Here is a 23,559-nt window from a genome sequence, read left to right as displayed (position 1 = left end):
TGCGTGAGTCGTCCGCGACCCCATCTCCGCTTAACGCATAAGGTCAGGTGCCCCGCCGCATTGTATATGCACACCGGACAGGGGGTTTCATTCCGTCCCCAACGGTGGCAGGGTGCGCCCGCCAAATGTGGCCGGTATCATTGCGTAAGCGCCCCTGAATGTCCCTGACCCCCGATCCCGAGTCCCCCACGCCCCCGACCGCGCCTGCCGCCGAAGGCATGAGCCGGCGGATGAAGGCGTTGCTGGGCATCGGCACGGTGCTGTTCCTGGGTGTGCTGCTGGTCGTTGCCGTCCGTCATGTAATGGCCGAGGTCAACCTGGCGGAGGTCCTGGCCTATCTGGAGGCGCTGCCGCTGTCCAAGGTGGTGAAGGCCGTGGCCCTGACCGCACTCGCCTACTGGCTGCTGACGCTCTACGACCTGTCGGCCCTGATCTATCTGAAGAAGAAGGTGCCCTACAGCACCACCGCCTTCGCGGCGGCCTGCGGCTATGCCATCTCCAACAATGTCGGCTGGGCGGTGATCAGCGGGGCGGGTGTACGCCTGCGCGCCTATGGGGCGGCGGGGCTGAAGGCGGCGGATGTGGCCCGCGTCGTGGTGTTTTCAACCACCACCTTCACGCTGGGCCTGACCTTCACCGGGGCGGTCGGCATGATCGTCGGGGCGCACCCCGTCTCCGTCCTGCTGAAAATCCCGGAACTGGCGGTGCAGGCGGCGGGGGCGGTCATGCTGCTGGGTCTGCTGGCCATCTGCGTGATCACGGCGGTGACGCACAAGCCGGTGAAGATCTGGCGCTGGTCGATCCAGCTGCCCAGCTGGGGCGGCGTGGTGTCGCAGATCACCATCGGGTCGGCCGAGCTGGTGGTAACGGCGGCCATCCTGTGGATGCTGCTGCCCGTCGATGTGGTGGTGCCCTTCACCGCTTTCGTGGCCCTGTTCTGCGCCGCGCTGATCGTCGCCATCTTCAGCCATGTGCCGGGCGGGATCGGCGTGTTCGAGAGCATCATCCTGCTGGGCATGGCCGATCATGACGCGGCCAGTTCCATCCTGGGGGCGCTGCTGGCCTATCGCTTCATCTATTATGTGCTGCCGCTGGCCGTGGCCGGCCTGTCCATCGCCATCTGGGAAATCCGCCACCATACCGGCCGCATCGGCCGGGCGGCCGACCGGCTGCGCGGGCACAAGGACGGTGAGGGCTGAGCGGGGCAGGGTAGGCCCCGTTGCAGTGGACAAGCTCACCGCCGCCGGTGCATAGTCCGGCCGATCTTTTGTTCCGCATCACGGAAATTCCAATGAGCGACCGTATTTCCCTGTCCACCTGGATGGCCAACATTCAGATCAGGCTGCTTGTGTGGCGCGCCGCCCGTCAGGTCGGGACCGACGCCCTGGGGAATCGCTATTTCGAGGAAAAGAAGGCCCGCAAGGGCATGAAGGCCCGCCGCTGGGTGCTGTACCGGGGTGAGCCGGACGCCAGCAAGGTGCCGCCGGAATGGCATGGCTGGATGCATTACAACATGGCCTCGCCCCTGCCCGAGGGCAGCGAGTACCACAAGTCCTGGGTGAAGCCGCACCAGCCCAACCCGACGGGCACGGTGCAGGCCTATCGTCCGCCCGGCCACCTGTTCTCCGGGGGCAAGCGCGACAAGGCCACGGGCGATTACGAGGCCTGGACGCCGAACTGATCATCCCTATCTTCAGGGGATGTCCGCATGGCGGCGCCGCAAAAGCGCCGCCATGAACTTTTATACTGCGTTCCGATGATCTGCCGGTCATCGGCCTCAATCGCCGGCGCCCACATCCGTGGGCTCGGGCACGCGGCATGTGCCGCGCGGCGGCGGTCGCCGCCGAACCAAATCCCGACGAGTGAACTCATCGGGATTTGGTATTAAGGGGTACCCGGTCCGGGTCCATCAGGAGCTGAACAGTCCCATGCGCAAGAACGTGATCGAAACCGTCCTGGGTGCCGTCGTCCTTCTGGTCGCCGGCTTCTTCCTGTTCTTCGCCTACACGTCCAGCAGCGTGAAGGCCGTGTCGGGATATGCGCTGGAGGCGCGGTTCAGCAGCACGGGCGGCCTGTCGGCGGGGTCGGATGTCCGCATCTCCGGCGTCAAGGTGGGCACGGTCACCGGCCAGCACCTGGACAAGCAGACCTTCCAGGCCGTGGTCGCCATGCAGATCGACAGCAATGTCCAGCTGCCGCGCGACACCACGGCCAGCATCGCCAGCGAAAGCCTGCTGGGTGGCCGCTATCTCCAGCTCGATCCGGGTGGGGAAGAGGACAAGTTGAAGCCCGGCGACACGATCGAGTACACGCAGTCGGCGGTGAACCTGGAAGAGCTGCTGGGCCGCTTCATCTTCAATTCCGCCGGTGGCGGGGAGAAGAAGGCCGACGCGGCAGCACCCGCGACGCCGTAACCGCAACGTGCAGGCGGCCATGATGCCGCCCCAATAGGCTGTTTTTCTGGCGCCCCCGCCGGCCCCCTATCGCCCAGAGCCCCATGCCCCGCCTCGCCCTGATCGGCCTTGCCCTTGCCCTGACCCTGCCGGCCTTCGCGCAGGAGGCACCACCTGCCGATCCGGCGGCCACGCCCCCCGAGGTGCAGGTGCCCGTGGGTGCCGTGCAGCGGCCGGCCCCGCCGCCGCCGCCCGCGCGCAAGTTCGATCCGATGCCGGTGGCGCTTTTGCAGGGGCTGGACAAGGTGACGGCCCGCACCAGCACGTTCGAGGCGAAGGTGGGCGAGCCTGTCGCCTTCGGTCAGCTGACCATCCTGGTCAAGGCCTGCCAGAAGGCCTCGCCCATCGATCCGCCGGAATCCGCCGCCTTCCTGGATGCGCAGGAAAAGCGGGCGGATGGCAGCGTGGCGCCGGTGTTCCAGGGCTGGATGTTCGCGTCCAGCCCGGCCCTGTCGGCCATGGAACACCCGGTCTATGATGTCTGGGTCAAGGATTGCAAGAAGTCGGACAGCAAGGCCCGCTCATCCTCCAAACAATGAAAATCGGCCGGCGCCGCCACGGCCTTTGACAGCTGCGCGCGGTAGCGGTGGCGGGGGATTTCCTTGGCGCCGAACTGCGACAGATGCTCGGTCAGGAACTGCGTGTCCAGCAGCAGATAGCCGCCGGCGGTCAGCCGGGCCACCAGATGCACCAGGGCGATCTTGCTGGCGTCCGTGGCGCGGGAAAACATGCTCTCCCCGAAAAACGCTGCCCCCAGCGATACGCCATAGAGCCCGCCCACCATCGCGCCATCCTGCCAGCATTCCACCGAATGGGCGCGGCCCATGGCGTGCAGCTGGCAATAGGCCTCGGTGATGTCGGCATTGATCCAGGTCTGCGGCCGGTCGGGGGCCGGTTCGGCACAATGCGCCATGGTCTGGCGGAAATCGCTGTCGACCCGGACATCGAAGGGAAAGTGCCGCAATGTCTTGCGCAGCCGGCGCGGCACATGGAACCCGTCCAGCGGCAGCACCCCCCGGAACGGCGGGTCGAACCACAGAAGATCATCTGCTTCGGCACTCTCCGCCATGGGGAACACCCCACCGGCATAGGCGCGGATCAACAGTTCGGGCGTCAGTATCGCCATCATTCCCTGGCGCGTAGTGGCAGGGGCTCCGCACGACCATAGCACCGCCCATGGCCCGCTTTCAAATCTTCAGGCCGAGAACAGGGTGTAGCAGGCAACCAGCCCCAGCATGGAAAAGGCCTGGCCCGACCCGGTCAGCCGGCCGAGGGCCAGGGCGGTGGCCGGGGCGATCCCCACCACGGCCAGCACCAGTCCTGCCGCCGCCATATGCCCGCGTAGCAGTGCCGTGGCCAGCAGCCCGACCATGGGCAGCAGGGCCATCACCAGCCCCGCCACATATCCCGCGGCCAGCCGGGAGATGGCCGATGCCGGCACCGCCGCCGTCAGGGGCAGCAGCGACCGTCCGCCGGCCCGCACACCCAGATCGCCCAGGGCGAACAGGGCCGGGACCAGCAATGCCGCCACCCCCTGGTTGACGCCATCGGCCCCGTCCACCAGCAGGGTCACGGCCACTGCCGCCGCCAGCCAGGCCAGACCCTGCTTCCAGCCGGGCCGCAGCAGTTGCAGTTCCGCCAGCAGCAGGCCGGGCCAGCCGGTACGAGCGCCAGGCAGGGGAAGCGGCGGCGCGATGCGCGCGGCACTGGTCCGTTCCACGGGTGCCGGCTGCTTCGCCGTCCCGGCCGGGCGGCGGAACCGGTCGCCGGCAAGGCCTGCCATCGTGGCCAGCCCGGCTCCGGCAAGGAACCACAGGCCGCGTGCGCCGGCATAGGAACCGTCCAGCCAGTCGAACCCGTCCCAGGTGAAGCTGCCCTTCATCGCCCCGCCGACGCGGATGCCGAAGCTGGCCCCCTCCCGCTCCGGCCCGATGCCGCCGCCCAGGTCGCGCATGGGCAGGCCGATGCCCAGCGGATCGGCCCCAGGCCCCATCAGGGTGCGTGACACGGCCGTGGTCAGCGGCAGCACCACCAGCCAGGCCACCATCATCAGGATACCGGCCATGGCCGGTCCGCGTGTCCAGCGCCGCGCCTCCACCAGTCCCCGGAACCCCGCCAGCAGCGATGCGGTGGGCACGCCGACCAGCAGCAGCGGGCCCAGCAGGACCAGCGGCTGTTCCACGGGCGCGTCGCCGCGTAGCCACTGGATGAACAGGCCGCCGATCCCGAAGCACAGCAGGAAGGCGGACAGGAAGGCCGTGTCGGCCAGCCAGCGGCCCAGGGCGAATTCCGTATCGCTGACCGGCGTTGCGGCGGCCAGCAGCAGCGGGTGGCGGCCGACCGGGAAAGCCACACGCAATGCTGCGAAATGGGCGGGCAGCATCAGGGAGACCCCCAGCGCGCCCAGGATGAAGCCCACCGTTTCCGGCGTATAGACCGGCCGCTGGTTGGCGACCGACAGGGTGACGTAATCGGCGGTGCCCGGCGGCAGGGCCAGATTGGCCAGCATGCAGGCCAGCGCCAGCCAGGCCCACAGGCCCCGGCGCCGTGAAGCGCCCGCCAGCTGGAACCGGGCCACGGCCAGGATGGCGGACAGGTTCATGCCACGCGCTCCGCCACGGCGGCCAGATAGGCATCCTCAAGGCTGGGGGCCTCGGGAATGGCGCCGGCCGGATAGGGCTGGCCCTCTGCCAGCACCAGCCGCAGGCGGATGCCGTCGGCCATGCGCTTGCGCCCCGTCACGGTGCCCAGCCGGCCCGCCTGTTCGGCGGCGCTGGCCGGTACGGTCAGGGTGACGACGCGCCCGTCCAGCGCCGCCGCCAGCGTCTCCGGCCGTCCATGCGCGATGGCCCGGCCGCGCGACATGATCAGCAGGTCGTCGGCAATGGCCTCCAGGTCCGACACGATATGGCTGGAGAACAGGATGATGGTGTGGGACGCCATCTCGGCCAGCAGCGATTGCAGCGCCAGCTTTTCGAATCCGTCCAGTTCCGCCGTCGGCTCGTCCAGCAGCAGCAGGTCGGGGCGACCCAGCAGCGATTGCGCCACCACCAGCCGGCGGCGCATGCCGCCCGACAGCTCACCGACGGCCGTGTCCAGCTTGGCCGACAGGTTCAGGGTTTCCGCCAGCCCTTCCGCCTGCTGCTTGGCGGCGCGGCCGGGCAGGCCCTTCAAGGCGGCCATATAGGCCAGCAGCTGGCGCGGCGTGGCCTGCACCGGCAGATCCACCGATTGCGGGGCGTATCCCAGCCGGGCGTGATGGGCGCGCAGGTTTTTGCGGATATCGGTGCCGCCGCGCGCCACGGTGCCGGCGCTGGGTTCCAGCGTGCCGGCCAGCATGGACAGCAGAGTCGACTTGCCGGCCCCGTTCGGCCCCAGCAGCCCGTGGATGCCCGGTCCCAGCACCCAATCCACATCCCCAACAGCCTGGAAATCCCCAAATCGTCGGCCCAGGCCCCGCAGCGTCACGGGTTCAGGCGGGGTTAATGCGCTATGGGGCATGGGCGGGCCGCTATGCTGTGATCGTCATACAGATGCCGCATGGGCGTCATGCGGGTGATGGTAAGCCGCAGTCCGCCTTGCCGCAATCCCATCGGAGGTACCTCCGTCATGGAAACTTCACGAAACTGCCGCGTGAGCTTTACCAACCCATCCCTATGTCTTTCGGCGAGCCCCCGCGCTGGCGGCAGTTTCCGGCCGCACGCGGGGCGGTAGGAATCGGATTTTGCTGGGATTTTAGCAAAATCCAACAGGTGGGGTGCGCGGCATGACCGAACTGACCTTGTCCGGCGATGATGTTTCCTCAAACGAGAGCCTGCCCGAAGGCGGCGATCGCCGGCGCAAGCGTTCGGGGGGCTGGCTGGCGACGCTGCTGGACGCATCCACCTGGCGCTATGGCCGCCGGGACGGGGATGGCGGCTGGCTGGCGCACCTGTCCATCTCCACCCGCATCGGTTTCCTGGTGGGGGCGGCCCTGCTGACCGTGCTGCTGACGGCGGGCCTGTTCCTGCTGGGTGATGCACGGCGGGAAAGCGCCACCGACCGGATGACCGGCCTGTCGTCGCTGGCGGAAACGGCGGCGGACCTGAACCGCGGCATGACGGCCCTGCAATTGCACGTCACCCGCTTCCTGCGCGAACGCGACGCCGCCGCCGGCGACGCGTTCAAATCGACGCTGTCGGAGGTGGAAAAGACCGCCGCTGCTCTGGCAACCCACCCGGCGCTGGGGGAGGAGGCGGAGACCGCCACGGCGCTGGCCGGGAAACTGTCGCAGTTGAAGGCTTCGTTCGATGCGGTGGATCAGGCCACGCGCGCGGTGGGCTTCACTGACGAGGATGGCTTGCGCGGCCAGATGTTCCGGTCGGTCGCGGCGGCGGAGGCCGAGCTGAAGAAATGGCCGGCGACCATGGGTGCCCAGCTGTTCATCGGCATGGCGGAAATGCGCAATGCCGAGAAATCGTTCCTGATGACCGGCGAGGACAAGTATGTCGGCCAGCATCGCAAGGCCTTCAACGAATTCTCGTTCTTCATCCCGGAAAGCCAGTTGGACCCGCAGACTAAGGAAGCCATCGACACGCTGTCGCGCCAGTACCGGCAGGACATGGTGGCCCTGGCATCGGCCACCACCACCCAGGCCAAGGCGGTGAAGGAATTCGGTGCGGCGTTCGCGGAGACGGCCCCGCTGCTGGACCGGCTGTTCACCTATACCAAGGCCGGCCTGGGGGAGGCGAAGACGGCGGAAAGCGGCATCCGCAAGCAGACCCAGCGCCTGACCATGGCCATCGGCGGCACGCTGGTGGCCCTGTTCTGCGGCCTGTCGCTGCTGCTGGTCCGGTCGATCACCGGACCGCTGGCCCAGATCGAAGGGGCGATGGAGGGGCTGGCACGCGGTGAGCGCCTGTCCTTCATCCCCGGCACCGGCCGCAAGGATGAGATCGGCGACATGGCCCGCGCCATCGACGTGTTCCGGGTGAACGCGGAGGAGATGGACCGCCTGAAGGCGGAGGAGCAGGAGCGCGAGCGCGAGCATAAGCAGGAGATGGCCGACCGGCTGGGCAGCCTGGGCCAGGCGCTGGAGCAGGAGATGACGCGGCGCGTGGAGGCCGTGCTGTCGGAAGCCGCCGGCATCGCCGCCATGGCCGAGAGCATGACCGGGGCCGCCACCCGCACCGGCGAACAGTCCGACGGTGTGGCCGGGGCCGCCCAGGATGCCACCAGCAATGTGCAGGCGGTGGCGGCGGCCACGGAGGAACTGGCCACCTCTTCCCGGGAGATCGGACGGCAGGTGACGGAGGTGGCGGACATGGTGCATGCCGCCGTGGAACGCGGTGCGCAGACCCGTGCCATGGTCAACCAGCTGGCCGATGCCGCGCAGAATATCGGCCGCGCGGCGCTGCTGATCGGCGATATTTCCGGTCAGACCAACCTGCTGGCCCTGAACGCCACGATCGAGGCGGCGCGGGCGGGTGAGGCCGGGCGCGGCTTTGCCGTGGTGGCAGCGGAGGTGAAGAACCTGTCCAGCCAGACCGGTATCGCGACGGAGGAGATCACCTCGCAGATCACCGCCGTGCAGCGGGCCACGGAACGGGTGATCGCCGATATCCACCAGCTGCACGACGTCATCGCCCGCATCGATGACATTGCCGGTTCGATCAGCGCCGCCGTGACGGAACAGGGCAGCGCCACGGAAAGCATCAGCATGAGTGCGGCCGGTGCCGCCGGTGGCACGATGGAAGTGTCCGACCGTATCCGGTCGGTGGCGGCCGACGCCAGCGAGACGCGGACCCTGTCCCAGGATCTGGGCCACCGCGCCACCCAGGTGACGGCGGAAATGCGGGCGCTGCGTGAACGGCTGGACGCCATTCTGGCCGACAGCCAGCGTCAGGCGGCTTAAATCAGTCCCTCGATCGCCGGGCGCCGGCGGCGGCTTGGCTTGCGCGACCATGTGGTCGTGGGCTGGTTGATATTGGAGTCGTGTATTTTTTAATTGACTTAATTAAGTAGATTCGAAAATATACACCCATGGACAGCTTCACCGCCCTTGCCGATCCGACGCGGCGTTCGATCCTGGAGATGCTGGGGCGGCAGCCCCATGGCGCCGGGGATATCGTGACCCGATTGCAGCAGGCGGGCGCCATCAGTGCGCCCGCCGTCTCCCAGCATCTGAAGGTGCTGCGCGAGGCGGGGCTGGTGCGGGTGAAGGTGGACGGTCAGCGCCGCATCTACAGCCTGGACCCGGCGGGTCTGGACGCCATGGATGCCTGGATCGCGCGGGTACGCGGTTTCTGGGCCGCACGGCTGGATGCGCTGGAACAGACCCTGCGGGAGGATGCGGACGATGAGTGATTTCGGATTGGTGACGGAAGCGGGTGCCGTGCGGTTCGACCGGCTGCTGCCGGGGCCGGTGGAACGGGTCTGGTCCTTCCTGACCGACAGCGACAAGCGCGGGCGCTGGCTGGCCTTCGGTGCCATGGAGGGGCGGGTGGGAGCAACCTTCCGCCTGGAATTCCATAATTGCAAGCTGGGGCCGGGCGACACTGATATCCCGGCCAAGTACCGCGACAATTGCCAGGACGGGGTTGCCACCCATGGCGTGATCCAGGCATGGGAGCCGTTCCGGCTGCTCTCCTTCACCTGGGCCGAGGAAGGGACGCCGTCGCTGGTGACGATCGAGCTGAGTGAGGAGGGGGACAAGGTGCGCCTGGTGCTGACCCATCGCCGGCTGGATAATCGCGACATGATGATCAGCGTTTCGGGCGGCTGGCATACGCATCTCGACGTGCTGGCGGCGGAACTGTCGGGTACGCCGGCGCCGGGCTTCTGGACCCGCCATACCGCGTTGGAGGCGGAATATGAGGGGCGGCTGCCCTGAGATCATGTCTCGGTGATCGTACCGATCACCGACCTCAATCGCCGGCGCCGCCATCCGGCGGCTTGGCTACGCGCCACGGGGCGCGCGGCGGCGGCGGCGGTCGCCGCCGAACCAGATCCCGATGAGTCAACTTATCGGGATCTGGTGGTTCGACCTGCGATCAGTTTGGATCGTGACGCCATGCGACCGGCGGGCGGCTGCCATGGGGACAGGTTTGGTGCGCTGCGGCGGGGGTGGTGGTTTAATTAATGTACCACCCGGTACCGACCGGGTTTCCGGATCCGGGACGATTTGAACATGCGCAGCGGTGACATCGGCAGCAATCCCGCCGAACAGACGGCGGGCGGTCGGCCCCTTTCTGTGCCGGCGGGCCTGCCGCCGGGCACCAGCTTCAGCTGGTTCGTCATCGTCATGGGTTTCCTGACCATGTTCGGGCCGATGGCCATCGACATGTATCTGCCGGCACTGCCCGCTATCGGCACCGATCTGGGTGTCGATCAGGCCAGTGTGCAGATGACCCTGTCCATCTTCCTGATCGGCTATGGCGCCGGTCAGTTGCTGTGGGGGCCGCTGGGCGACCGGTATGGCCGCAAGGGGCCGGCGGCGCTGGGCATCGTGCTGTTTGTCATCTCCTCGGCCGGCTGTGCCATGGCGGGCGATATCTGGTCGCTGACCATCTGGCGCTTCGTGCATGGGGTCGGGGCCTGTGCCGCCCCGGTGATCGCCCGTGCCATGGTGCGCGATGCCTTCGATCGTGACCGCGGGGCCTCGGTCATGTCGCTGATGATGCTGGTTATGGGCGTGGCCCCGATGGTGGCGCCGCTGGCCGGTGGGCAGGTGCTGGACCATGTCGGCTGGCGCGGCATCTTCTGGTGCCTGTGCGGTTTCGGCATGGTGGCGGGGCTGGGTCTGCTGACCGTGAAGGAGACGGGGCGTGCGGTCGGGCATCGGGCCGGCGGGCTGCTGTCCAACTATGCGCTGCTGCTGGTGGACCGGCGTTTCATGGGTTATGCGCTGTCCAGCGGCTTCGTCTTTGCCGGCATGTTCGCCTATATCTCCGGCACGCCCTTCGTCTATATCGAGCATTTCGGTGTGCCGGCGGAACAGTTCGGCCTGCTGTTCGGGGTCAATGTCGTCGCCCTGATGATCTCCAACATCATCAACAGCCGGCTGGTCCTGCGGTATGGCGTGGACCGGATGATGGGCTGGGGCATCATGGCCACGGCCGGCATCGGCGCGCTGCTGATCATCACCGGGGGCTTCGGCATCGGCGGTATTGCCGGCATCGCCATTCCGCTGTTCCTCTATCTGGGGGCGCTGGGTCTGGTGGGGGCCAATGGTGCGGCGGGATCGCTGGCGGCCTTTCCGCACATGGCGGGCACGGCGTCGTCCCTGTCGGGTGCCCTGCAGCTCTGTATAGGGGCCATGGCCGGCGGGCTGGTGGGGGCCTTGTCGGAAGGCGGATCGCCGCTGCCCATGTGCGTGGTGCTCTGCGGTTGCGCCTTCGCCGGGCTGGCGTCCGACCGGCTGCTGATGCGCCGTACCTGAGCCGGCATTGGCATGATCTGCCAATTGTGGGAAGATGGGTGGTCCCAATGGAGGCCGCCCATGCCCACCCGCAACGTCGTTCTGACCGACCATCATGAGAAGGTGATCGAGGAGCTGGTGCGCTCCGGCCGTTACCAGAATGCCAGCGAGGTGCTGCGCGAAGGTATCCGCCTGATCGAGAAGCGCGAGGCGGCCGATAAGGCCAAGCTGGAGGCGCTACGCACGGCGGTCCATCTGGGTGCGGCACAGATCGACAGTGGCGATTTCATCGAGGTGGATGAGGACGGTCTGTCCGACCTGTTCGATGCGATGGAGGTCGAGGCCCGGCATGTTGCAGCCGAGCAGGTCCGGTAGACCTGATGGCGCGATACCGTCTGGCGCCGGCCGTCCGTTCCGACGTGGTGGAAATCCTGGCCCATAGCGAGATCAATTTCGGTTCCGAAGCAAGGCGGCGCTATCGCGCGCTGTTGGAAGCGGCGTTCGCCCTCGTGGCGGATCGTCCGCAGCGGCTGGGTGCCATCGCGCGGCCGGATCTGGGCAATGGTTACATGGCATTCCATCTGCGCCACTGCCCCAAGCGGACAGTGGCCACGGGGCGCGTGCTGCGGCCACGACACATGCTGTTCTATCGCATCGTTGGTCCCGGCTTTGTGGATATCCTGCGTGTTCTCCATGACCGGATGGAAGCGCACCGGCATCTGGAGGACTGAAGATGCAGGATGACCTTCTCTCCGGCGTCACCGCGCCTCCGCCCCGTGTTCGCGTGCAACTGCCGCTGCCGCTGCCGGGACCCTATGATTATAAGGTGCCGGGCGACATGGCGCTGGTGCCCGGTTTGTATGTCGAGGTGCCGCTGGGCCCGCGCCGGCTGTTCGGGGTGGTCTGGGCGGATGGGGGTGGGGAAGGCGCTGTCGAGGAACGCAAGCTGCGCCCGGTGATCCGTGCCATCGACCTGCCGCCCATGCCCGACATCACGCGGCGGTTCGTGGAATGGGTGGCGGCCTACACCATGTCGCCGGTGGGTGCCGTGCTGCGCATGGCCGTGTCGGTGTCGGCAGCGCTGGAAGACCCGCGCGCCCTGACCGCCTATATGCGGGCGGATAGGGAGGTGCCGGAGACGCTGCGCCTGACGCCGGCCCGCAAGCGTATCCTGGAACTGTTGTCCGATGGCCCGCCGCGTCTGGCTGCCGATCTGGCGGCGGAGGCAGGATGTGGCACGGGCGTGGTGCGCGGGCTGGCGGAAGCGGGTGCCCTGGTCACGGTGCCCATGCTGGCCCTGCCGCGCTTTCCCCGGCCCGATCCGGATGCCAATCCCAAGACCCTCTCGGGGGCGCAGCGGCTGGCGGCTGACGACCTGATGGTCAAGGCGGCGGAAGGCGGTTACAGCGCCACCCTGCTGGACGGCGTCACCGGGTCCGGCAAGACGGAGGTGTATTTCGAGGCGGTGGCGGCTGCACTGCGCGCGGGCAGGCAGGCATTGGTCCTGCTGCCGGAAATCGCGCTGTCGGCGCAATGGCTGGACCGGTTCGCGGTTCGGTTCGGGGTGCGGCCGGCGGAATGGCATTCGGAAATGGCCCCACCGCTGCGCCGCCACACCTGGCGTGCCGTGGCCAAGGGGGATGCGCGCGTCGTGGTCGGCGCCCGGTCCGCCCTGTTCCTGCCCTTTCCCGACCTGGGCCTGATCGTGGTGGATGAGGAGCATGAGGCCGCTTTCAAGCAGGAGGACGGGGTCATCTACCATGCCCGCGACATGGCCGTGGCCCGCGCCCATCTGGGCCGCATCCCCATCGTCCTGGCCAGCGCCACCCCGTCGCTGGAGACGCTGGTCAACGCCGAGACGGGACGGTACGCCCGCATCGACCTGCCGTCCCGCCATGGCGGGGCGACCATGCCCGACGTCACCCTGATCGACATGCGCCGCAAGGACCAGGCGCCACCGGCCAGGCAATGGCTGTCGCCCGTGCTGCGCGAGGCGCTGTCGCAGACCATGCTGGCCGGCGAACAGGGCATGCTGTTCCTGAACCGCCGCGGCTATGCGCCGCTGACCCTGTGCCGGAGCTGCGGTCACCGCCTGCAATGCCCCAACTGCACCGCATGGCTGGTGGAGCACCGGCTGTCGCGGCGCCTGCAATGCCATCATTGCGGCTATCAGGCGAAAAGCCCCGATGCCTGCCCCGAATGCGAGGCGGAGGGCAGTTTCGTCGCCTGCGGTCCCGGTGTGGAGCGGGTGGCGGAGGAGGTGGTTACCCTGTTCCCGCAGGCGCGTGTGGCGATGATGACGTCGGACACCCTGTCCGGCCCCCGCGCGCTACGCGAGGTGATCGAACAGGTCAAGGATGGCACCATCGACCTGCTGATCGGCACCCAGGTCATGGCCAAGGGCCACCATTTCCCGATGCTGACCCTTGTGGGGGTGGTGGATGCCGACCTCGGGTTGGCCGGCGGTGATCCCCGCGCCTCGGAACGCACCTTCCAGCTTCTGCACCAGGTGGCTGGCCGCGCGGGCCGGGAACAAAGGCCGGGCCGCGTCATGCTGCAGACCTATATGCCGGAAAACCCGGTGATGCAGGCCCTGGCCACCCATGACCGCGACAGTTTTCTGGCGATCGAGGCGGAGCAGCGCCAGCAACTGGAGATGCCGCCCTTCGGCCGTATGGCGGCGCTGATCGTGTCGGGGGAGGATGAGGCGGGCGTGGATGGGGTGGCGGCCGCGCTTGGCCGCACCGCCCCGCGTGAGCGGGAGGAGCTGGTGATTCTCGGTCCCGCCCCCGCACCGCTGGCCGTGCTGCGCGGCCGTTACCGCCGCCGGTTGCTGCTGAAAGGACCGAAAGCGGTTCCATTGCAGGCAATCCTGCATGAATGGCTGGGCCGGGTGGAAATCCCCGCATCCATACGTGTGCAAGTTGATATCGACCCCTACAGTTTCCTCTAAAACGTGCTGCCGGGCCTTTACCGGCCCGGCGTGATTATTCTAGGCTCCTGTCCACACGGTGTTGAGGAACGCCATCAAGGATGGGGAGTGGGAATGGGGTCGTTCGGGGGTGCGGTCCGGATTGCCGGGGCGCTGTTGGGGGTGCTGTTCGCGGGTACGGCGCTGGCGGAGCCGGCCCCGGTGCTGCCGGTGGAATATTTCGCGCACCAGCCGGTGATGTCGGACGTGGATCTGTCGCCCGACGGCAGCCATGTCGCTTTCCTGGCGCCGGTGTCCGGGCGCCAGCATCTGGTGGTGCGCAAGCTGCCGATCACGCCAGGGGAGAAGCCGGCGATCATCGGCCCGTCGGATGCGGAAATCCTAGGGTTCGACTGGATCAGCAATGAACGGCTGCTGCTGCGCATCCTGGCGACGGAGAAGGTGTCGACCAGCAGCGGGCGCGTGCCGCTGCGCTTCACCCGCACCGTCTCCATCTCCCGTGACCTGCAGGAGATGAAGGTGCTGTTGCAGCGCCCGCCGGATAATGGCTATTGGCTGCAGCACACACCCATCCTGCAATTCATCGATGACGAGCATGTGCTGGCCGAATTCCCCACGGAGGATGGCCCGTGGCCGGGGGTGGTGCGGCTGAACGTGCTGACCGGCAATTATACCCGCGTGCGCCGGCCCATCCGCAATGTCGTGAGCTACATCCCCGATCCCACGGGGGAAATCCGCATCGCCGAGACCTATCATGACAAGGAGGTCGAAAGCCGTTACCTGCGCCGCGCGCCGGGTGGCGATTTCGAACTGATGCTGAAGGACAAGCTGCTGGAGAAGGATGGCGGCTACGGCATCCTGGGCTTCGATGCGTCGGGCCAGAATCTCTATGTCACCTCCCGGCATGAAGGCGACCGGTCGGCCATATACCGGTACGACATGGCCAGCGACCAGATGATGGAGAAGGTGGCCGACGATCCGCGCTTTGACGTCAACAGCGCCATCGTGCAGCGCGGTGCCGTGGTGGCCATCGCCTGGACCGACGATCTGCCGCGCCGCAAATGGCTGGACCCGGCGGTGCAGAAGCTGCAGGACGCGCTAGACAAGGTCGTGCCCGACAGCCGGGAAGTGATCCTGGACATGGCGGCGGACGGCAACCTGGCGCTGGTGGCCAGCTATTCCATGTCGGCCCCCACCACCTATCGCCTATTCGACCGGCGGACCAAGGAATTCGCCCTGTTCGGCGATACCTATCCCGCCATCACCCAGGACGTGGTCAGCCCCCGCCAGCCGATCAGTTTCAAGGCCACGGACGGCACGGAGATCCCCGGTTACCTGACCCTGCCCGTGGGTGTGGAGGGCCGGAACCTGCCCTTCATCATCATGCCCCATGGCGGCCCGTTCAGCCGGGATGATGGCGAGTTCGACGTGATGGCCCAGTTCCTGGCCAATCGCGGCTATGGCGTGTTCCAGCCCAATTTCCGGGGCTCCACCGGCTATGGTTCCGCCTTCAACGAGGCAGGTGAGCGGCAATGGGGCGGGCTGATGCAGGATGACGTCACGGATGCCGCCAAATGGGTGGTGTCCCAGGGCATCGCCGATGGCGCGCGCATGTGCATCCTGGGCTGGTCCTATGGCGGCTATGCCGCACTGATGGCGGCGGTGAAGACACCGGACCTGTTCAAATGCGCGGTGGCGACGGCACCGGTGGCCAATATGGAACGTCTCTATGACGAGTTCCGGAACTCAACCTTTAAGAACCTCAACCGCGGCCTCTATTTCGGCGACAATCCCGACGCGCTGCTGCCCATCTCCCCCTATCACCAGGCCGACAAGATCAAGATCCCCGTCCTGCTGATCCATGGCGACCTGGATTACCAGGCCCATGTCGCCCATAGCCGCGACATGGAGCGCGCCCTGAAACGGGCCGGCAAGCCGGTGGAATATATCGAGATCGAGGGCATGGACCATTCACCCCTGGTGACCGCCCAGCGCAAGACGGTGTTCGAGGCGTGGGAGAGGTTCCTGAAGGCGCATATCGGCGGGTGAGTTGGGCGGGGGAGGAGGGCATATGGGTATGCGGCGATGGGTTGCGTGCGTCATCACGATGCTGGTTCCGGCCTTGGCGGTGGCACAGGTGCCGCCCCAGCGTCCCGGCGACATCCCCGTGGATGCTTTCGCCAACGGCCCCTATTTCCAGGATATCGACCTGTCGCCGGACGGCAAGCGCATCGCCTACCGGGGGCCGGTCAAGGGGCGGATGCACCTGTTCGTGCGGTCGCTTCCCATCAACAATGCGGGTGAGCAGACCGTGCTGGAGCCGTCCAATGCCGAGATCGGCGGCTTCGAATGGGTGAACAATGACCGGCTGCTGCTGAACATGGAGTTCACGGAGCGCGTCGTGGTCGACACCCAGTACGGGCTGATGCGCCAGCCGTTGCGGTTTTCCCGCCTCATGGCGCTCAACCACGATCTGTCGAACCGGGTGCCGCTTTTGCAGAAGCCACCCCTGTCCAGCACCTATTACATGCAAGCGACACCGGTTCTCCAGTTCATCGACGACCGGCATATCCTGGCGCTTTACCCCAACAACCGCTCACCCTATCCCGACATCGTCAAGGTTGATGTCTATACGGGTGAGCGCGAGCATGTGCGGTCGGCGGCACCGGGCATCATGCAATATCTGCCCGATCCCACCGGTCAGGTCCGGATCGCCGTGCAGTATGACGAACGGACGGAAGAAACGACATATCTGCGCCGCAAGGAGGATGGCACCTACGAGAAGATCAGACGTCCGGGGGAGGATCAGCCGGGGTTCAAGGTGCTGGGTTTCTCATCCGACGGGCAGACGCTCTATGTCGCCTCCCGGCACGAGGGTGACCGCATGGCGATCTATGAGTTCGACCTAGACAAGGGGGCCTTCGGCAAGCGCCTGTCGGAAGATACGCCCTATGACGTGACCGGTGCGATGATATCGCAAGGGGCCATGCATGGCTTTTCCTGGACCGACGACCTGCGGGCTATCCGCTGGCTGGACCCCAAGCGCCAGCGTCTTCAGGACGTGCTGGACAAGGCCGTGCCCGGCAGCCGGGAAGTGATCATCGACCAGAGTGCCGATGGGCGCTTCACCCTTGTCGCCTCCGTGGCCGGCGATGCGCCGACCCTGTACCGGCTGTTCGACAAGACGACGAACCATTTCGACATGATCGGGGACAGCTATCCCTTCATTCCGCAGCCGCTGGTGGCGCCCCGCCGGCCCGTGCAGATCGCGGTGCGCGATGGCAGCACCATTCCGGGATACCTGACCCTTCCCGTCGATGGCAGTCCCGACCGCAACCTGCCCTTCATCATCATGCCGCATGGCGGCCCGTGGGGCCGCGATGTCGGTTCCTTCGATGTGCTGTCGCAATTCCTGGCCAGCCGTGGCTATGGCGTGCTGCAGCCCAATTTCCGGGGCTCCACCGGCTATGGCCGTGCCTTCCACGAAGCCGGCGACAAGCAATGGGGCGGGGTGATGCAGGATGATGTGACGGATGCCGCCAACTGGGCCGCGGCCGAGGGCTATGCCGACCCGTCGCGCATGTGCATCGTGGGCTGGTCCTATGGCGGCTATGCGGCGCTGATGGCGGCGGTGAAGACGCCGAACCTGTTCAAATGCGCCGTGGCCACGGCACCGGTGTCGAATGTCGCCCGTGTCTATGAACAGGTGCGGCGGGGCTTGCGTGACTGGTACTATCAGGGCTTGGATCCCGACGCGGACGAGGCGACGCAGATATCGCTCTCCCCGTCGCGACAGGTGGAGAATATCCGCATCCCCATCCTGCTGATCCATGGTGAGCTGGATGTCCAGGCCCCCGTCTTCCATACACGCGACATGGTCAAGGCTATGCAGAAGGCGGGCAAGCCGGTGCAATCGCTGCTGATCGACGATATGGACCACGCCCCCAACACCGCCGAGCAGATGACCCGAATCCTGACGGCCTGGGAACAGTTCCTGAAAAAGCATATCGGGAAGTGATTCCACCGGTCATCAGTTGATGACCGGTGGTACGGCGGCGACTGCCGCCGCGCCGCACGTGCGCTGTCAAGCCAAGGGCGCGGATGCGCCCGCCCGGCGCCTGAGGGCGCGCGAGACTCACCTCACCGCCGCCGTCAGCGGTACCAGCTGGAATCCCTTGGCTTCCAGCGTCGGCAGCCACTGGGCCAACGCCGCCGTCGTCACATCGTGCGGGTGGCCGATGGCGATGGCCAAGCCGTTCTTGCGGGCGATCTGTTCGACCTTGGCCAGGGAAGCGGCCACGCCCTGTGCCGTCATCACATGATCCAGGAACACGTCGCGCGACAGCATGGGCACATGATAATGGGCCGACAGGGGGCCGGCCTTGGTGTCGGCCGTGGTGCGGCTGTCCAGGAACAGCAGACCGCGGGAGCCCAGTTCGGCCATGACCACCGCCATGCCGTCACGATCGGCGGTGAAGCGGCTGCCCATATGGTTGTTGATGCCGACGAAGCCCTGGAAAGCCGACAGGTTGGCCGACAGGCGCTGGCGCAAGGTCGCCTCATCCAGCTTGGTCAGCAGGGCGTCCGGTCCCGGATTGTCCTTGCCCGTGGGTTCCATGGGCATATGCACGATCAACTCATGCCCGCGCGCCCGCGCCTTTTCCGTCTGGTGCGGCAGTTCGCGCGCATAGGGCAGCCAGGCCAGGGTGAGGGGACCGGGCAGGGCCACCACCTTGTCAGACCGGTGCCGGTCCACGCCCATATCGTCGATGACGATGATGATGCGCGGATGGCCGTTGGCGGCGGGGGCAGCCAGGGCGAAATGCTTCCAGGTCGGGGTGCCGGCGGGGGCAGGGGCCAGCGGGGGCAGGGGGCGCGGTGGGGCGGCGGGCAAGGCCGCCACCTGGGGCGGGGGTGCTGCGGGCTTGGCGGGTTCCGAAGCCTGTGCCGGCGGGGCCGGGGGCGTGGCGGTGGGCACGGCGGGGGCGGTTCCCGGCCGCGTGGGCAGGTCGGCGGTTTCCGCCGCCTCCTCGTCGCTGGCATCCTCCGGTTCGTCCGGGGCGGTGGCGTCGGCCTGTTCCTCCATCGGGGTCAGGGCGGGGCCGGCGGAGACGGGATGATAGCGTTCCTGGCCCAGCAGGGCGGTCAGGCCGCCGGCCACCAGCACCAGGGCCAGCAATGCCAGGCCGATGCGTCCGCCCGTGCCCAGCCGTGACAGCCAGAGCATCACCTGGCGCCGTGCCCGCACAACCTTGTCGCGCCCGCGCTTGGCGGCACCGGCCCCCACACGCACGCGCGCCTTGCCGGTGCCGGGACGGGTATTTCTGTGGCCGGGGGGGCGGGAACGGGGAGGCATGATGGGAACGGACCTCGGCGTCGGGATGGTAAAGAGCTTACTGCTATAAACACGGCCAGCGGCGCAATGCCCCAGCCGCAATGCCGCCCGCCGCGCGCGGCAGGGCTGCGCGGACTGGAAATCAGGGCCACCTGTCTGTAGGCTTCGCGGTCCAAGGCCTTGGGGGCCGATGCTGGAATAGAGCCATGCTGCTGTTCATCGACAATTACGACAGTTTCACCTGGAACCTGGTGCATTATCTGGGCGAATTGGGCGCGGACATGGCGGTTTGGCGTAACGACGCGCTGGATGTCGAGGGGGCTTTGGCGTTGAAGCCGGAGGCCATCGTGCTGTCCCCCGGCCCCTGCGACCCGGACAGGGCCGGCATCTGCCTGCCTCTGATCCATGCTGCGGCGGAGCACAGGATTCCCCTGATGGGCGTGTGCCTGGGCCACCAGGCCATCGGCCAGGCGTTTGGCGGCAAGGTGATCCGCGCGCCGGAGCCCATGCATGGCAAGCTGTCCGACGTGTTCCATGAGGGGCGCGGCCTGATGGCCGATCTGCCCAGCCCGTTCAAGGCCACGCGTTACCACTCCCTGATCGTGGAGAAGGAGACGCTGCCGGATTGCCTGGAAGCCACCTCCTGGCTGCCCGATGGCATGATCATGTCGCTGTCGCACAAGACCCTGCCCATCCATGGCGTGCAGTTCCATCCGGAAAGCATCGCGTCCGAACATGGGCACAAGATCTTCGACAATTTCCTGAAGCTGGCCGGCGTGACCCGCGGGCCGCAGCTGCGTGTGGCGTGATGTCGGGGGACATGGGTGATTTCAAGGCATTGCTGGCGCGGGTCGCCACCGGTGCCACCCTCAGCGAGGCGGAGGCGGAACATGCCTTCTCCATCATCATGTCGGGCAATGCCACGCCGTCCCAGATGGGCGGGTTCCTGATGGCCCTGCGCGTGCGCGGGGAGACAGTGGGGGAGATCACCGGTGCCGTCCGCGCCATGCGGGCCAAGGCCCTGAAGATCGAGGCGCCGGACGGCATCATCGATACCTGCGGCACGGGCGGCGACGGGGCGCATACGTACAATATTTCCACCGCCGTGGCCTTCGTCATCGCCGGCTGCGGCGTGCCGGTGGCCAAGCATGGCAACCGCGCCATCTCGTCCAAGTCGGGCGCCGGCGATGTGCTGTCGGCGCTGGGCGTCAATCTGGATGCCGATTTCGCCCTGGTGAAGCGGGCTTTGTTCGATGCCCATATCGGCTTCCTGCTGGCCACGCGGCATCACACCGCCATGCGCAATGTCGGGCCGACGCGGGTGGAGCTGGGCACGCGCACCATCTTCAACCTGATGGGGCCTTTGTCCAACCCGGCGGGGGCCAAGCGGCAGCTGATGGGTGTCTATGACGCGAGATGGCTGGAGCCGCTGGCCCAGGTGCTGCGCAATCTGGGGTCCACCCGCGCCTGGGTGGTCAGCGGTGCCGACGGTCTGGACGAGATCACCACCACCGGCCTCACCCATGTGGCGGAGCTGCGCGACGGGCAGGTGCGGACCTTCACCGTGACGCCGGAGGAGGCGGGTCTGTCCCGTGTCACCCTGGCCGACCTGCGTGGCGGCACGCCGGAGGAGAATGCCGAGGCGTTGCGGGCGGTGCTGTCCGGTGCCACGGGTCCCTATCGGGATATTGTACTGCTGAATGCCGCCGCCGCCCTGGTCGTGGCCGATGCCGTGCCCGACCTGAAGACGGGCGTGGCCAAGGCCGCCGATTGTATCGCATCCGGTCAGGCGACCTTGGCGCTGGACCGGCTTGTCTCCATCACCAACACGCCGTTGACGATATGAGCAACCAAACCCCCGACGTTCTGGCCCGCATCAATGAAGACAAGGCCGACCATATCGCCCGCGCCAAGGCCGTCCGGCCGCTGGCTTTGGTGGAGGAACTGGCCAAGGCCCAGCCGGCCCCGCGCGGCTTCGCCAACGCCCTGGAGACCACGGTCGCCGCCGGCCGCTGGGCCCTGATCGCCGAGATCAAGAAGGCCAGCCCGTCCAAGGGCCTGATCCGGGCCGATTTCGATCCCCCGACGCTGGCCAAGGCCTATCGCGATGCCGGTGCCACCTGCCTGTCGGTGCTGACCGACGTGCCCTATTTCCAGGGGGACGATGCGTTCCTTCAAGCCGCGCGGGCTGCCGTCGAATTGCCGGCGCTGCGCAAGGATTTCATGATCGATCCCTATCAGATCGTGGAAAGCCGGGCGCTGGGTGCCGATTGCATCCTGCTGATCATGGCCTGCCTGGACGATGGGTTGGCGCGTGAGCTTTATGATGCCACCGTGGACCTTGGCATGGATGTGCTGGTCGAGGTGCATGACGAGGCGGAGATGGAACGGGCCCTGAAGCTGCCCGGTGGCCTGCTGGGCGTGAACAACCGCAATCTGAAGACGCTGTCCATCGATCTGGCGACGACGGAGCGGTTGGCCGCCATGGTGCCGGCCGACCGGCATCTGGTGGCGGAAAGCGGCATCCACAGCCCGGCCGACCTGACCCGCCTGGCCCAGGCCGGTGCGCGGCGCTTCCTGATCGGTGAAAGCCTGATGGCCAAGCCCGACGTGACGGCGGCGACCCGGGCGCTTCTGTCCACCCCGATGATCGAGGCGGCATGAGCAATCCCCTGACCCATTTCGACGAGGCCGGCAACGCCGCCATGGTCGATGTCTCGGCCAAGGACGAGACGGTGCGCATCGCCACGGCGCGCGGCCATGTGGAGATGAAACCGGAGACCCTGGCCCTGATCCGCGATGGGGGGATGGAGAAGGGCGACGTGCTGGGCGTGGCGCGGCTGGCCGGGATCATGGCGGCGAAGAAGACGCCGGACCTGATCCCGCTCTGCCATCCGCTGATGCTGTCCAAGGTGACGGTCGATTTCACCATCGATGAAGCGGCGTCGCGCGTTCATATCGAAGCGACGGTGAAGCTGAAGGGCCGCACGGGCGTGGAGATGGAGGCGCTGACCGCCGTGTCGGTGGCGGCCCTGACTATCTATGACATGTGCAAGGCCGTGGATAAGGGCATGGTCATTGGTGCCATCCACCTGACCTACAAGGAAGGCGGCAAGTCCGGCACCTATGTGGGGCCGGCGGCCTGAGGGCTTCATCGGGGAATTATCAGGATTCCACCGCTTGCCCCGCGTGATATATGCCCCAATATGTCGCGTCTATTGTGCAACGGAGCATCCGATTGATCCCGCTTTCCGAAGCCCGCGCGCGCATCCTGGCGGCGGCGAAGCTGCTGCCCGCTGAACAGGTGCCGATCACCCAGGGGCTGGGCCGCGTGCTGGCCGCCGATGTCGTGGCGCGCGTCACCCATCCGCCCACGGCGGTCAGCGCCATGGATGGCTGGGCCGTGCGTACGGCGGATATCGTGTCGTTCCCGGTGACTTTGACCCGGATTGGCGAGGCGCCGGCCGGCCGGCCCTTTGCGGGCACCGTGCAGGTGGGACAGGCGGTGCGCATCTTCACCGGCGGTGCCATGCCGGACGGGGCCGACACGGTGGTGGTGCAGGAGGATGCCGACGATCATGGTGCTACCGTCACATGCAAGGATGGCGGTGGTCCCGGCCGCTGGGTCCGCCCGGCGGGGCAGGATTTCGCCATTGGTGATGTCGGTGTGCCCGCCGGCCGCCGGCTGACGGTGCGCGATGTGGCGCTGGCGGCGGCCATGAATGTACCCTGGCTGCGCGTGCGCCGCCGTCCCCGCGTTTCTATCCTGGCGACGGGTGATGAGGTGGTGATGCCCGGTGACACGCTGGCGCCGGGCCAGATCGTCAGTTCCAATTCCCTGGCGCTGGCGGCCCTGGTGCGGCAGTTGGGCGGGGAGCCGGTGGATCTGGGCATTGCCGGCGACAGTGCCGACAGCCTGTCCACCCTGGTTTCCGCCGCGTCGGGCACCGACCTGCTGGTCACCATCGGTGGGGCGTCGGTGGGGGAGCATGACCTTGTCCGCTCCGTCTTAGGCGCGGCGGGCCTTCAGCTGGATTTCTGGAAAATCGCCATGCGGCCGGGCAAGCCGCTGATGTTCGGGCAGATGCATGGCGTGCCGATGATGGGTCTGCCGGGCAATCCCGTTTCCTCGCTGGTCTGCGCTTGGCTGTTCCTGCGCCCGCTGCTGCTGGCCATGCAGGGGCTGCCGTCGGATGACGATTTGCGCGATGCGGTGCTGGCCCGCGACATGGGGGCCAATGACAGCCGCGCCGATTTCGTGCGCGCCAAACTGTCGACCGATGCGGAGGGACGGCTGGTGGCTGAACCGTTCCCCAAGCAGGATAGCGGCATGTTGAGCCGGCTGGCCTGGGCCGACTGCCTAATCCTGCGCGCACCGCATGCGCCGCCGGTGAAGGCAGGCGAACGGGTGCGGATCATGCCGCTGGACGCGCTGTAAGTC

General features: G+C 67.2%; 22 protein-coding genes. 18 read left to right on the top strand and 4 right to left on the bottom strand.

The window, feature by feature from the left end; all coding sequences use genetic code 11:
* Window positions 1-158: 158 nt before the first annotated feature.
* The 4 genes from ACM9HJ_RS16060 (at window position 159) to ACM9HJ_RS16045 (ending at window position 2,992) form a co-directional block, all read left to right on the top strand.
* Window positions 159-1,199: a UPF0104 family protein gene (locus ACM9HJ_RS16060; RefSeq protein WP_416572762.1), complete on the top strand. Its 1,041-nt coding sequence runs from the start codon at window positions 159-161 to the stop codon at window positions 1,197-1,199.
* Between the two features lie 92 nt (window positions 1,200-1,291).
* On the top strand, window positions 1,292-1,681 hold the full coding sequence (locus ACM9HJ_RS16055; RefSeq protein ID WP_416572761.1) for an NADH:ubiquinone oxidoreductase subunit NDUFA12: 390 nt from the start codon (window positions 1,292-1,294) through the stop codon (window positions 1,679-1,681).
* Window positions 1,682-1,928: 247 nt separating this feature from the next.
* Window positions 1,929-2,414: an outer membrane lipid asymmetry maintenance protein MlaD gene (gene mlaD / locus ACM9HJ_RS16050; RefSeq protein ID WP_416572760.1), complete on the top strand. Its 486-nt coding sequence runs from the start codon at window positions 1,929-1,931 to the stop codon at window positions 2,412-2,414.
* Between the two features lie 83 nt (window positions 2,415-2,497).
* Window positions 2,498-2,992 carry a DUF2155 domain-containing protein gene (locus tag ACM9HJ_RS16045; protein ID WP_416572759.1) on the top strand — a complete coding sequence of 165 codons (495 nt, stop codon included), beginning with the start codon at window positions 2,498-2,500 and terminating at the stop codon, window positions 2,990-2,992.
* Here the strand turns inward: ACM9HJ_RS16045 and aat are convergent.
* The 3 genes from aat to ACM9HJ_RS16030 all read right to left on the bottom strand — a co-directional run bounded on the left by aat (window position 2,926) and on the right by ACM9HJ_RS16030 (window position 5,858).
* The gene (gene aat, locus ACM9HJ_RS16040; RefSeq protein WP_416572918.1) at window positions 2,926-3,579 is read right to left on the bottom strand and encodes a leucyl/phenylalanyl-tRNA--protein transferase; all 654 of its coding nucleotides are present in this window, start codon (window positions 3,577-3,579) and stop codon (window positions 2,926-2,928) included. The two genes, ACM9HJ_RS16045 and aat, sit on opposite strands and share 67 nt — an antisense overlap.
* 69 nt (window positions 3,580-3,648) lie before the next feature.
* A complete protein-coding gene (locus ACM9HJ_RS16035; RefSeq protein WP_416572758.1) occupies window positions 3,649-5,055 on the bottom strand; it encodes a hypothetical protein in 1,407 nt (468 codons plus the stop codon).
* Complete coding sequence (locus tag ACM9HJ_RS16030; RefSeq protein WP_416572757.1) at window positions 5,052-5,858, bottom strand: ATP-binding cassette domain-containing protein; 807 nt, start codon at window positions 5,856-5,858, stop codon at window positions 5,052-5,054. The genes ACM9HJ_RS16035 and ACM9HJ_RS16030 overlap by 4 nt, the downstream gene beginning before the upstream one ends.
* Window positions 5,859-6,219: 361 nt before the next feature.
* Here ACM9HJ_RS16030 and ACM9HJ_RS16025 point away from each other — a divergent pair, with 361 nt between their 5' ends.
* The 9 genes from ACM9HJ_RS16025 to ACM9HJ_RS15985 all read left to right on the top strand — a co-directional run bounded on the left by ACM9HJ_RS16025 (window position 6,220) and on the right by ACM9HJ_RS15985 (window position 17,801).
* Window positions 6,220-8,346 carry a methyl-accepting chemotaxis protein gene (locus ACM9HJ_RS16025; RefSeq protein ID WP_416572756.1) on the top strand — a complete coding sequence of 709 codons (2,127 nt, stop codon included), beginning with the start codon at window positions 6,220-6,222 and terminating at the stop codon, window positions 8,344-8,346.
* A 128-nt stretch (window positions 8,347-8,474) separates the two neighbouring features.
* Window positions 8,475-8,798, top strand: a complete 324-nt coding sequence (locus ACM9HJ_RS16020; RefSeq protein WP_416572755.1) for an ArsR/SmtB family transcription factor — start codon at window positions 8,475-8,477, stop codon at window positions 8,796-8,798.
* Window positions 8,791-9,324 carry an SRPBCC family protein gene (locus tag ACM9HJ_RS16015; RefSeq protein WP_416572754.1) on the top strand — a complete coding sequence of 178 codons (534 nt, stop codon included), beginning with the start codon at window positions 8,791-8,793 and terminating at the stop codon, window positions 9,322-9,324. The genes ACM9HJ_RS16020 and ACM9HJ_RS16015 overlap by 8 nt, the downstream gene beginning before the upstream one ends.
* A 297-nt stretch (window positions 9,325-9,621) precedes the next feature.
* Entirely contained in the window at window positions 9,622-10,872 is a 1,251-nt protein-coding gene (locus ACM9HJ_RS16010; RefSeq protein ID WP_416572753.1) for a Bcr/CflA family multidrug efflux MFS transporter, read from the top strand.
* Between the two features lie 60 nt (window positions 10,873-10,932).
* Window positions 10,933-11,226: a type II toxin-antitoxin system ParD family antitoxin gene (locus ACM9HJ_RS16005; RefSeq protein WP_416572752.1), complete on the top strand. Its 294-nt coding sequence runs from the start codon at window positions 10,933-10,935 to the stop codon at window positions 11,224-11,226.
* A gap of 5 nt (window positions 11,227-11,231) precedes the next feature.
* Window positions 11,232-11,582, top strand: coding sequence for a type II toxin-antitoxin system RelE/ParE family toxin (locus ACM9HJ_RS16000; protein WP_416572751.1), 351 nt, complete (start codon window positions 11,232-11,234; stop codon window positions 11,580-11,582).
* 2 nt (window positions 11,583-11,584) lie between these two features.
* Window positions 11,585-13,804, top strand: a complete 2,220-nt coding sequence (locus tag ACM9HJ_RS15995) for a primosomal protein N' (protein ID WP_416572750.1) — start codon at window positions 11,585-11,587, stop codon at window positions 13,802-13,804.
* Between the two features lie 93 nt (window positions 13,805-13,897).
* Window positions 13,898-15,832 carry an alpha/beta hydrolase family protein gene (locus ACM9HJ_RS15990; protein WP_416572749.1) on the top strand — a complete coding sequence of 645 codons (1,935 nt, stop codon included), beginning with the start codon at window positions 13,898-13,900 and terminating at the stop codon, window positions 15,830-15,832.
* 28 nt (window positions 15,833-15,860) lie between these two features.
* Window positions 15,861-17,801, top strand: coding sequence for an alpha/beta hydrolase family protein (locus ACM9HJ_RS15985; protein ID WP_416572748.1), 1,941 nt, complete (start codon window positions 15,861-15,863; stop codon window positions 17,799-17,801).
* Between the two features lie 117 nt (window positions 17,802-17,918).
* Here ACM9HJ_RS15985 and ACM9HJ_RS15980 read toward each other — a convergent pair whose 3' ends face one another.
* The gene (locus ACM9HJ_RS15980; RefSeq protein ID WP_416572747.1) at window positions 17,919-19,076 is read right to left on the bottom strand and encodes a divergent polysaccharide deacetylase family protein; all 1,158 of its coding nucleotides are present in this window, start codon (window positions 19,074-19,076) and stop codon (window positions 17,919-17,921) included.
* 248 nt (window positions 19,077-19,324) lie between these two features.
* Between ACM9HJ_RS15980 and ACM9HJ_RS15975 the strand changes: the two genes are divergently transcribed.
* The 5 genes from ACM9HJ_RS15975 (at window position 19,325) to glp (ending at window position 23,556) form a co-directional block, all read left to right on the top strand.
* Window positions 19,325-19,927: an anthranilate synthase component II gene (locus ACM9HJ_RS15975; protein ID WP_416572746.1), complete on the top strand. Its 603-nt coding sequence runs from the start codon at window positions 19,325-19,327 to the stop codon at window positions 19,925-19,927.
* 11 nt (window positions 19,928-19,938) lie between these two features.
* Window positions 19,939-20,964 carry an anthranilate phosphoribosyltransferase gene (trpD, locus tag ACM9HJ_RS15970; RefSeq protein ID WP_416572745.1) on the top strand — a complete coding sequence of 342 codons (1,026 nt, stop codon included), beginning with the start codon at window positions 19,939-19,941 and terminating at the stop codon, window positions 20,962-20,964.
* Window positions 20,961-21,782 (top strand): indole-3-glycerol phosphate synthase TrpC, encoded by an 822-nt coding sequence (trpC, locus tag ACM9HJ_RS15965; RefSeq protein ID WP_416572744.1) that lies wholly within the window; start codon window positions 20,961-20,963, stop codon window positions 21,780-21,782. Before trpD ends, trpC begins: the two co-directional genes overlap by 4 nt.
* On the top strand, window positions 21,779-22,264 hold the full coding sequence (gene moaC, locus ACM9HJ_RS15960; protein ID WP_416572743.1) for a cyclic pyranopterin monophosphate synthase MoaC: 486 nt from the start codon (window positions 21,779-21,781) through the stop codon (window positions 22,262-22,264). Before trpC ends, moaC begins: the two co-directional genes overlap by 4 nt.
* 92 nt (window positions 22,265-22,356) lie before the next feature.
* Window positions 22,357-23,556, top strand: coding sequence for a gephyrin-like molybdotransferase Glp (gene glp / locus ACM9HJ_RS15955; protein WP_416572742.1), 1,200 nt, complete (start codon window positions 22,357-22,359; stop codon window positions 23,554-23,556).
* The last annotated feature ends 3 nt before the right edge of the window (window positions 23,557-23,559 follow it).

Source organism: Niveispirillum sp. KHB5.9 (genome assembly GCF_048066115.1).
GTDB lineage: Bacteria > Pseudomonadota > Alphaproteobacteria > Azospirillales > Azospirillaceae > Niveispirillum.
This window is presented reverse-complemented; position numbering and strand designations above follow the sequence as displayed.

Bases quoted from the DNA above. Each gene is read 5' to 3' on its own strand.
- ACM9HJ_RS16045 (WP_416572759.1), top strand. From the start codon at position 2,498: ATGCCCCGCCTCGCCCTGATCGGCCTTGCCCTTGCCCTGACCCTGCCG.
- ACM9HJ_RS16055 (WP_416572761.1), top strand. From the start codon at position 1,292: ATGAGCGACCGTATTTCCCTGTCCACCTGGATGGCCAACATTCAGATC.
- ACM9HJ_RS16060 (WP_416572762.1), top strand. From the start codon at position 159: ATGTCCCTGACCCCCGATCCCGAGTCCCCCACGCCCCCGACCGCGCCT.
- ACM9HJ_RS16010 (WP_416572753.1), top strand. From the start codon at position 9,622: ATGCGCAGCGGTGACATCGGCAGCAATCCCGCCGAACAGACGGCGGGC.
- ACM9HJ_RS16035 (WP_416572758.1), bottom strand. From the start codon at position 5,055: ATGAACCTGTCCGCCATCCTGGCCGTGGCCCGGTTCCAGCTGGCGGGC.
- ACM9HJ_RS16000 (WP_416572751.1), top strand. From the start codon at position 11,232: ATGGCGCGATACCGTCTGGCGCCGGCCGTCCGTTCCGACGTGGTGGAA.
- trpC (WP_416572744.1), top strand. From the start codon at position 20,961: ATGAGCAACCAAACCCCCGACGTTCTGGCCCGCATCAATGAAGACAAG.
- mlaD (WP_416572760.1), top strand. From the start codon at position 1,929: ATGCGCAAGAACGTGATCGAAACCGTCCTGGGTGCCGTCGTCCTTCTG.
- ACM9HJ_RS16020 (WP_416572755.1), top strand. From the start codon at position 8,475: ATGGACAGCTTCACCGCCCTTGCCGATCCGACGCGGCGTTCGATCCTG.
- ACM9HJ_RS15990 (WP_416572749.1), top strand. From the start codon at position 13,898: ATGGGGTCGTTCGGGGGTGCGGTCCGGATTGCCGGGGCGCTGTTGGGG.
- moaC (WP_416572743.1), top strand. From the start codon at position 21,779: ATGAGCAATCCCCTGACCCATTTCGACGAGGCCGGCAACGCCGCCATG.
- ACM9HJ_RS15985 (WP_416572748.1), top strand. From the start codon at position 15,861: ATGCGGCGATGGGTTGCGTGCGTCATCACGATGCTGGTTCCGGCCTTG.
- ACM9HJ_RS16015 (WP_416572754.1), top strand. From the start codon at position 8,791: ATGAGTGATTTCGGATTGGTGACGGAAGCGGGTGCCGTGCGGTTCGAC.
- ACM9HJ_RS15995 (WP_416572750.1), top strand. From the start codon at position 11,585: ATGCAGGATGACCTTCTCTCCGGCGTCACCGCGCCTCCGCCCCGTGTT.
- ACM9HJ_RS15975 (WP_416572746.1), top strand. From the start codon at position 19,325: ATGCTGCTGTTCATCGACAATTACGACAGTTTCACCTGGAACCTGGTG.
- ACM9HJ_RS16005 (WP_416572752.1), top strand. From the start codon at position 10,933: ATGCCCACCCGCAACGTCGTTCTGACCGACCATCATGAGAAGGTGATC.
- aat (WP_416572918.1), bottom strand. From the start codon at position 3,579: ATGGCGATACTGACGCCCGAACTGTTGATCCGCGCCTATGCCGGTGGG.
- ACM9HJ_RS16025 (WP_416572756.1), top strand. From the start codon at position 6,220: ATGACCGAACTGACCTTGTCCGGCGATGATGTTTCCTCAAACGAGAGC.
- trpD (WP_416572745.1), top strand. From the start codon at position 19,939: ATGGGTGATTTCAAGGCATTGCTGGCGCGGGTCGCCACCGGTGCCACC.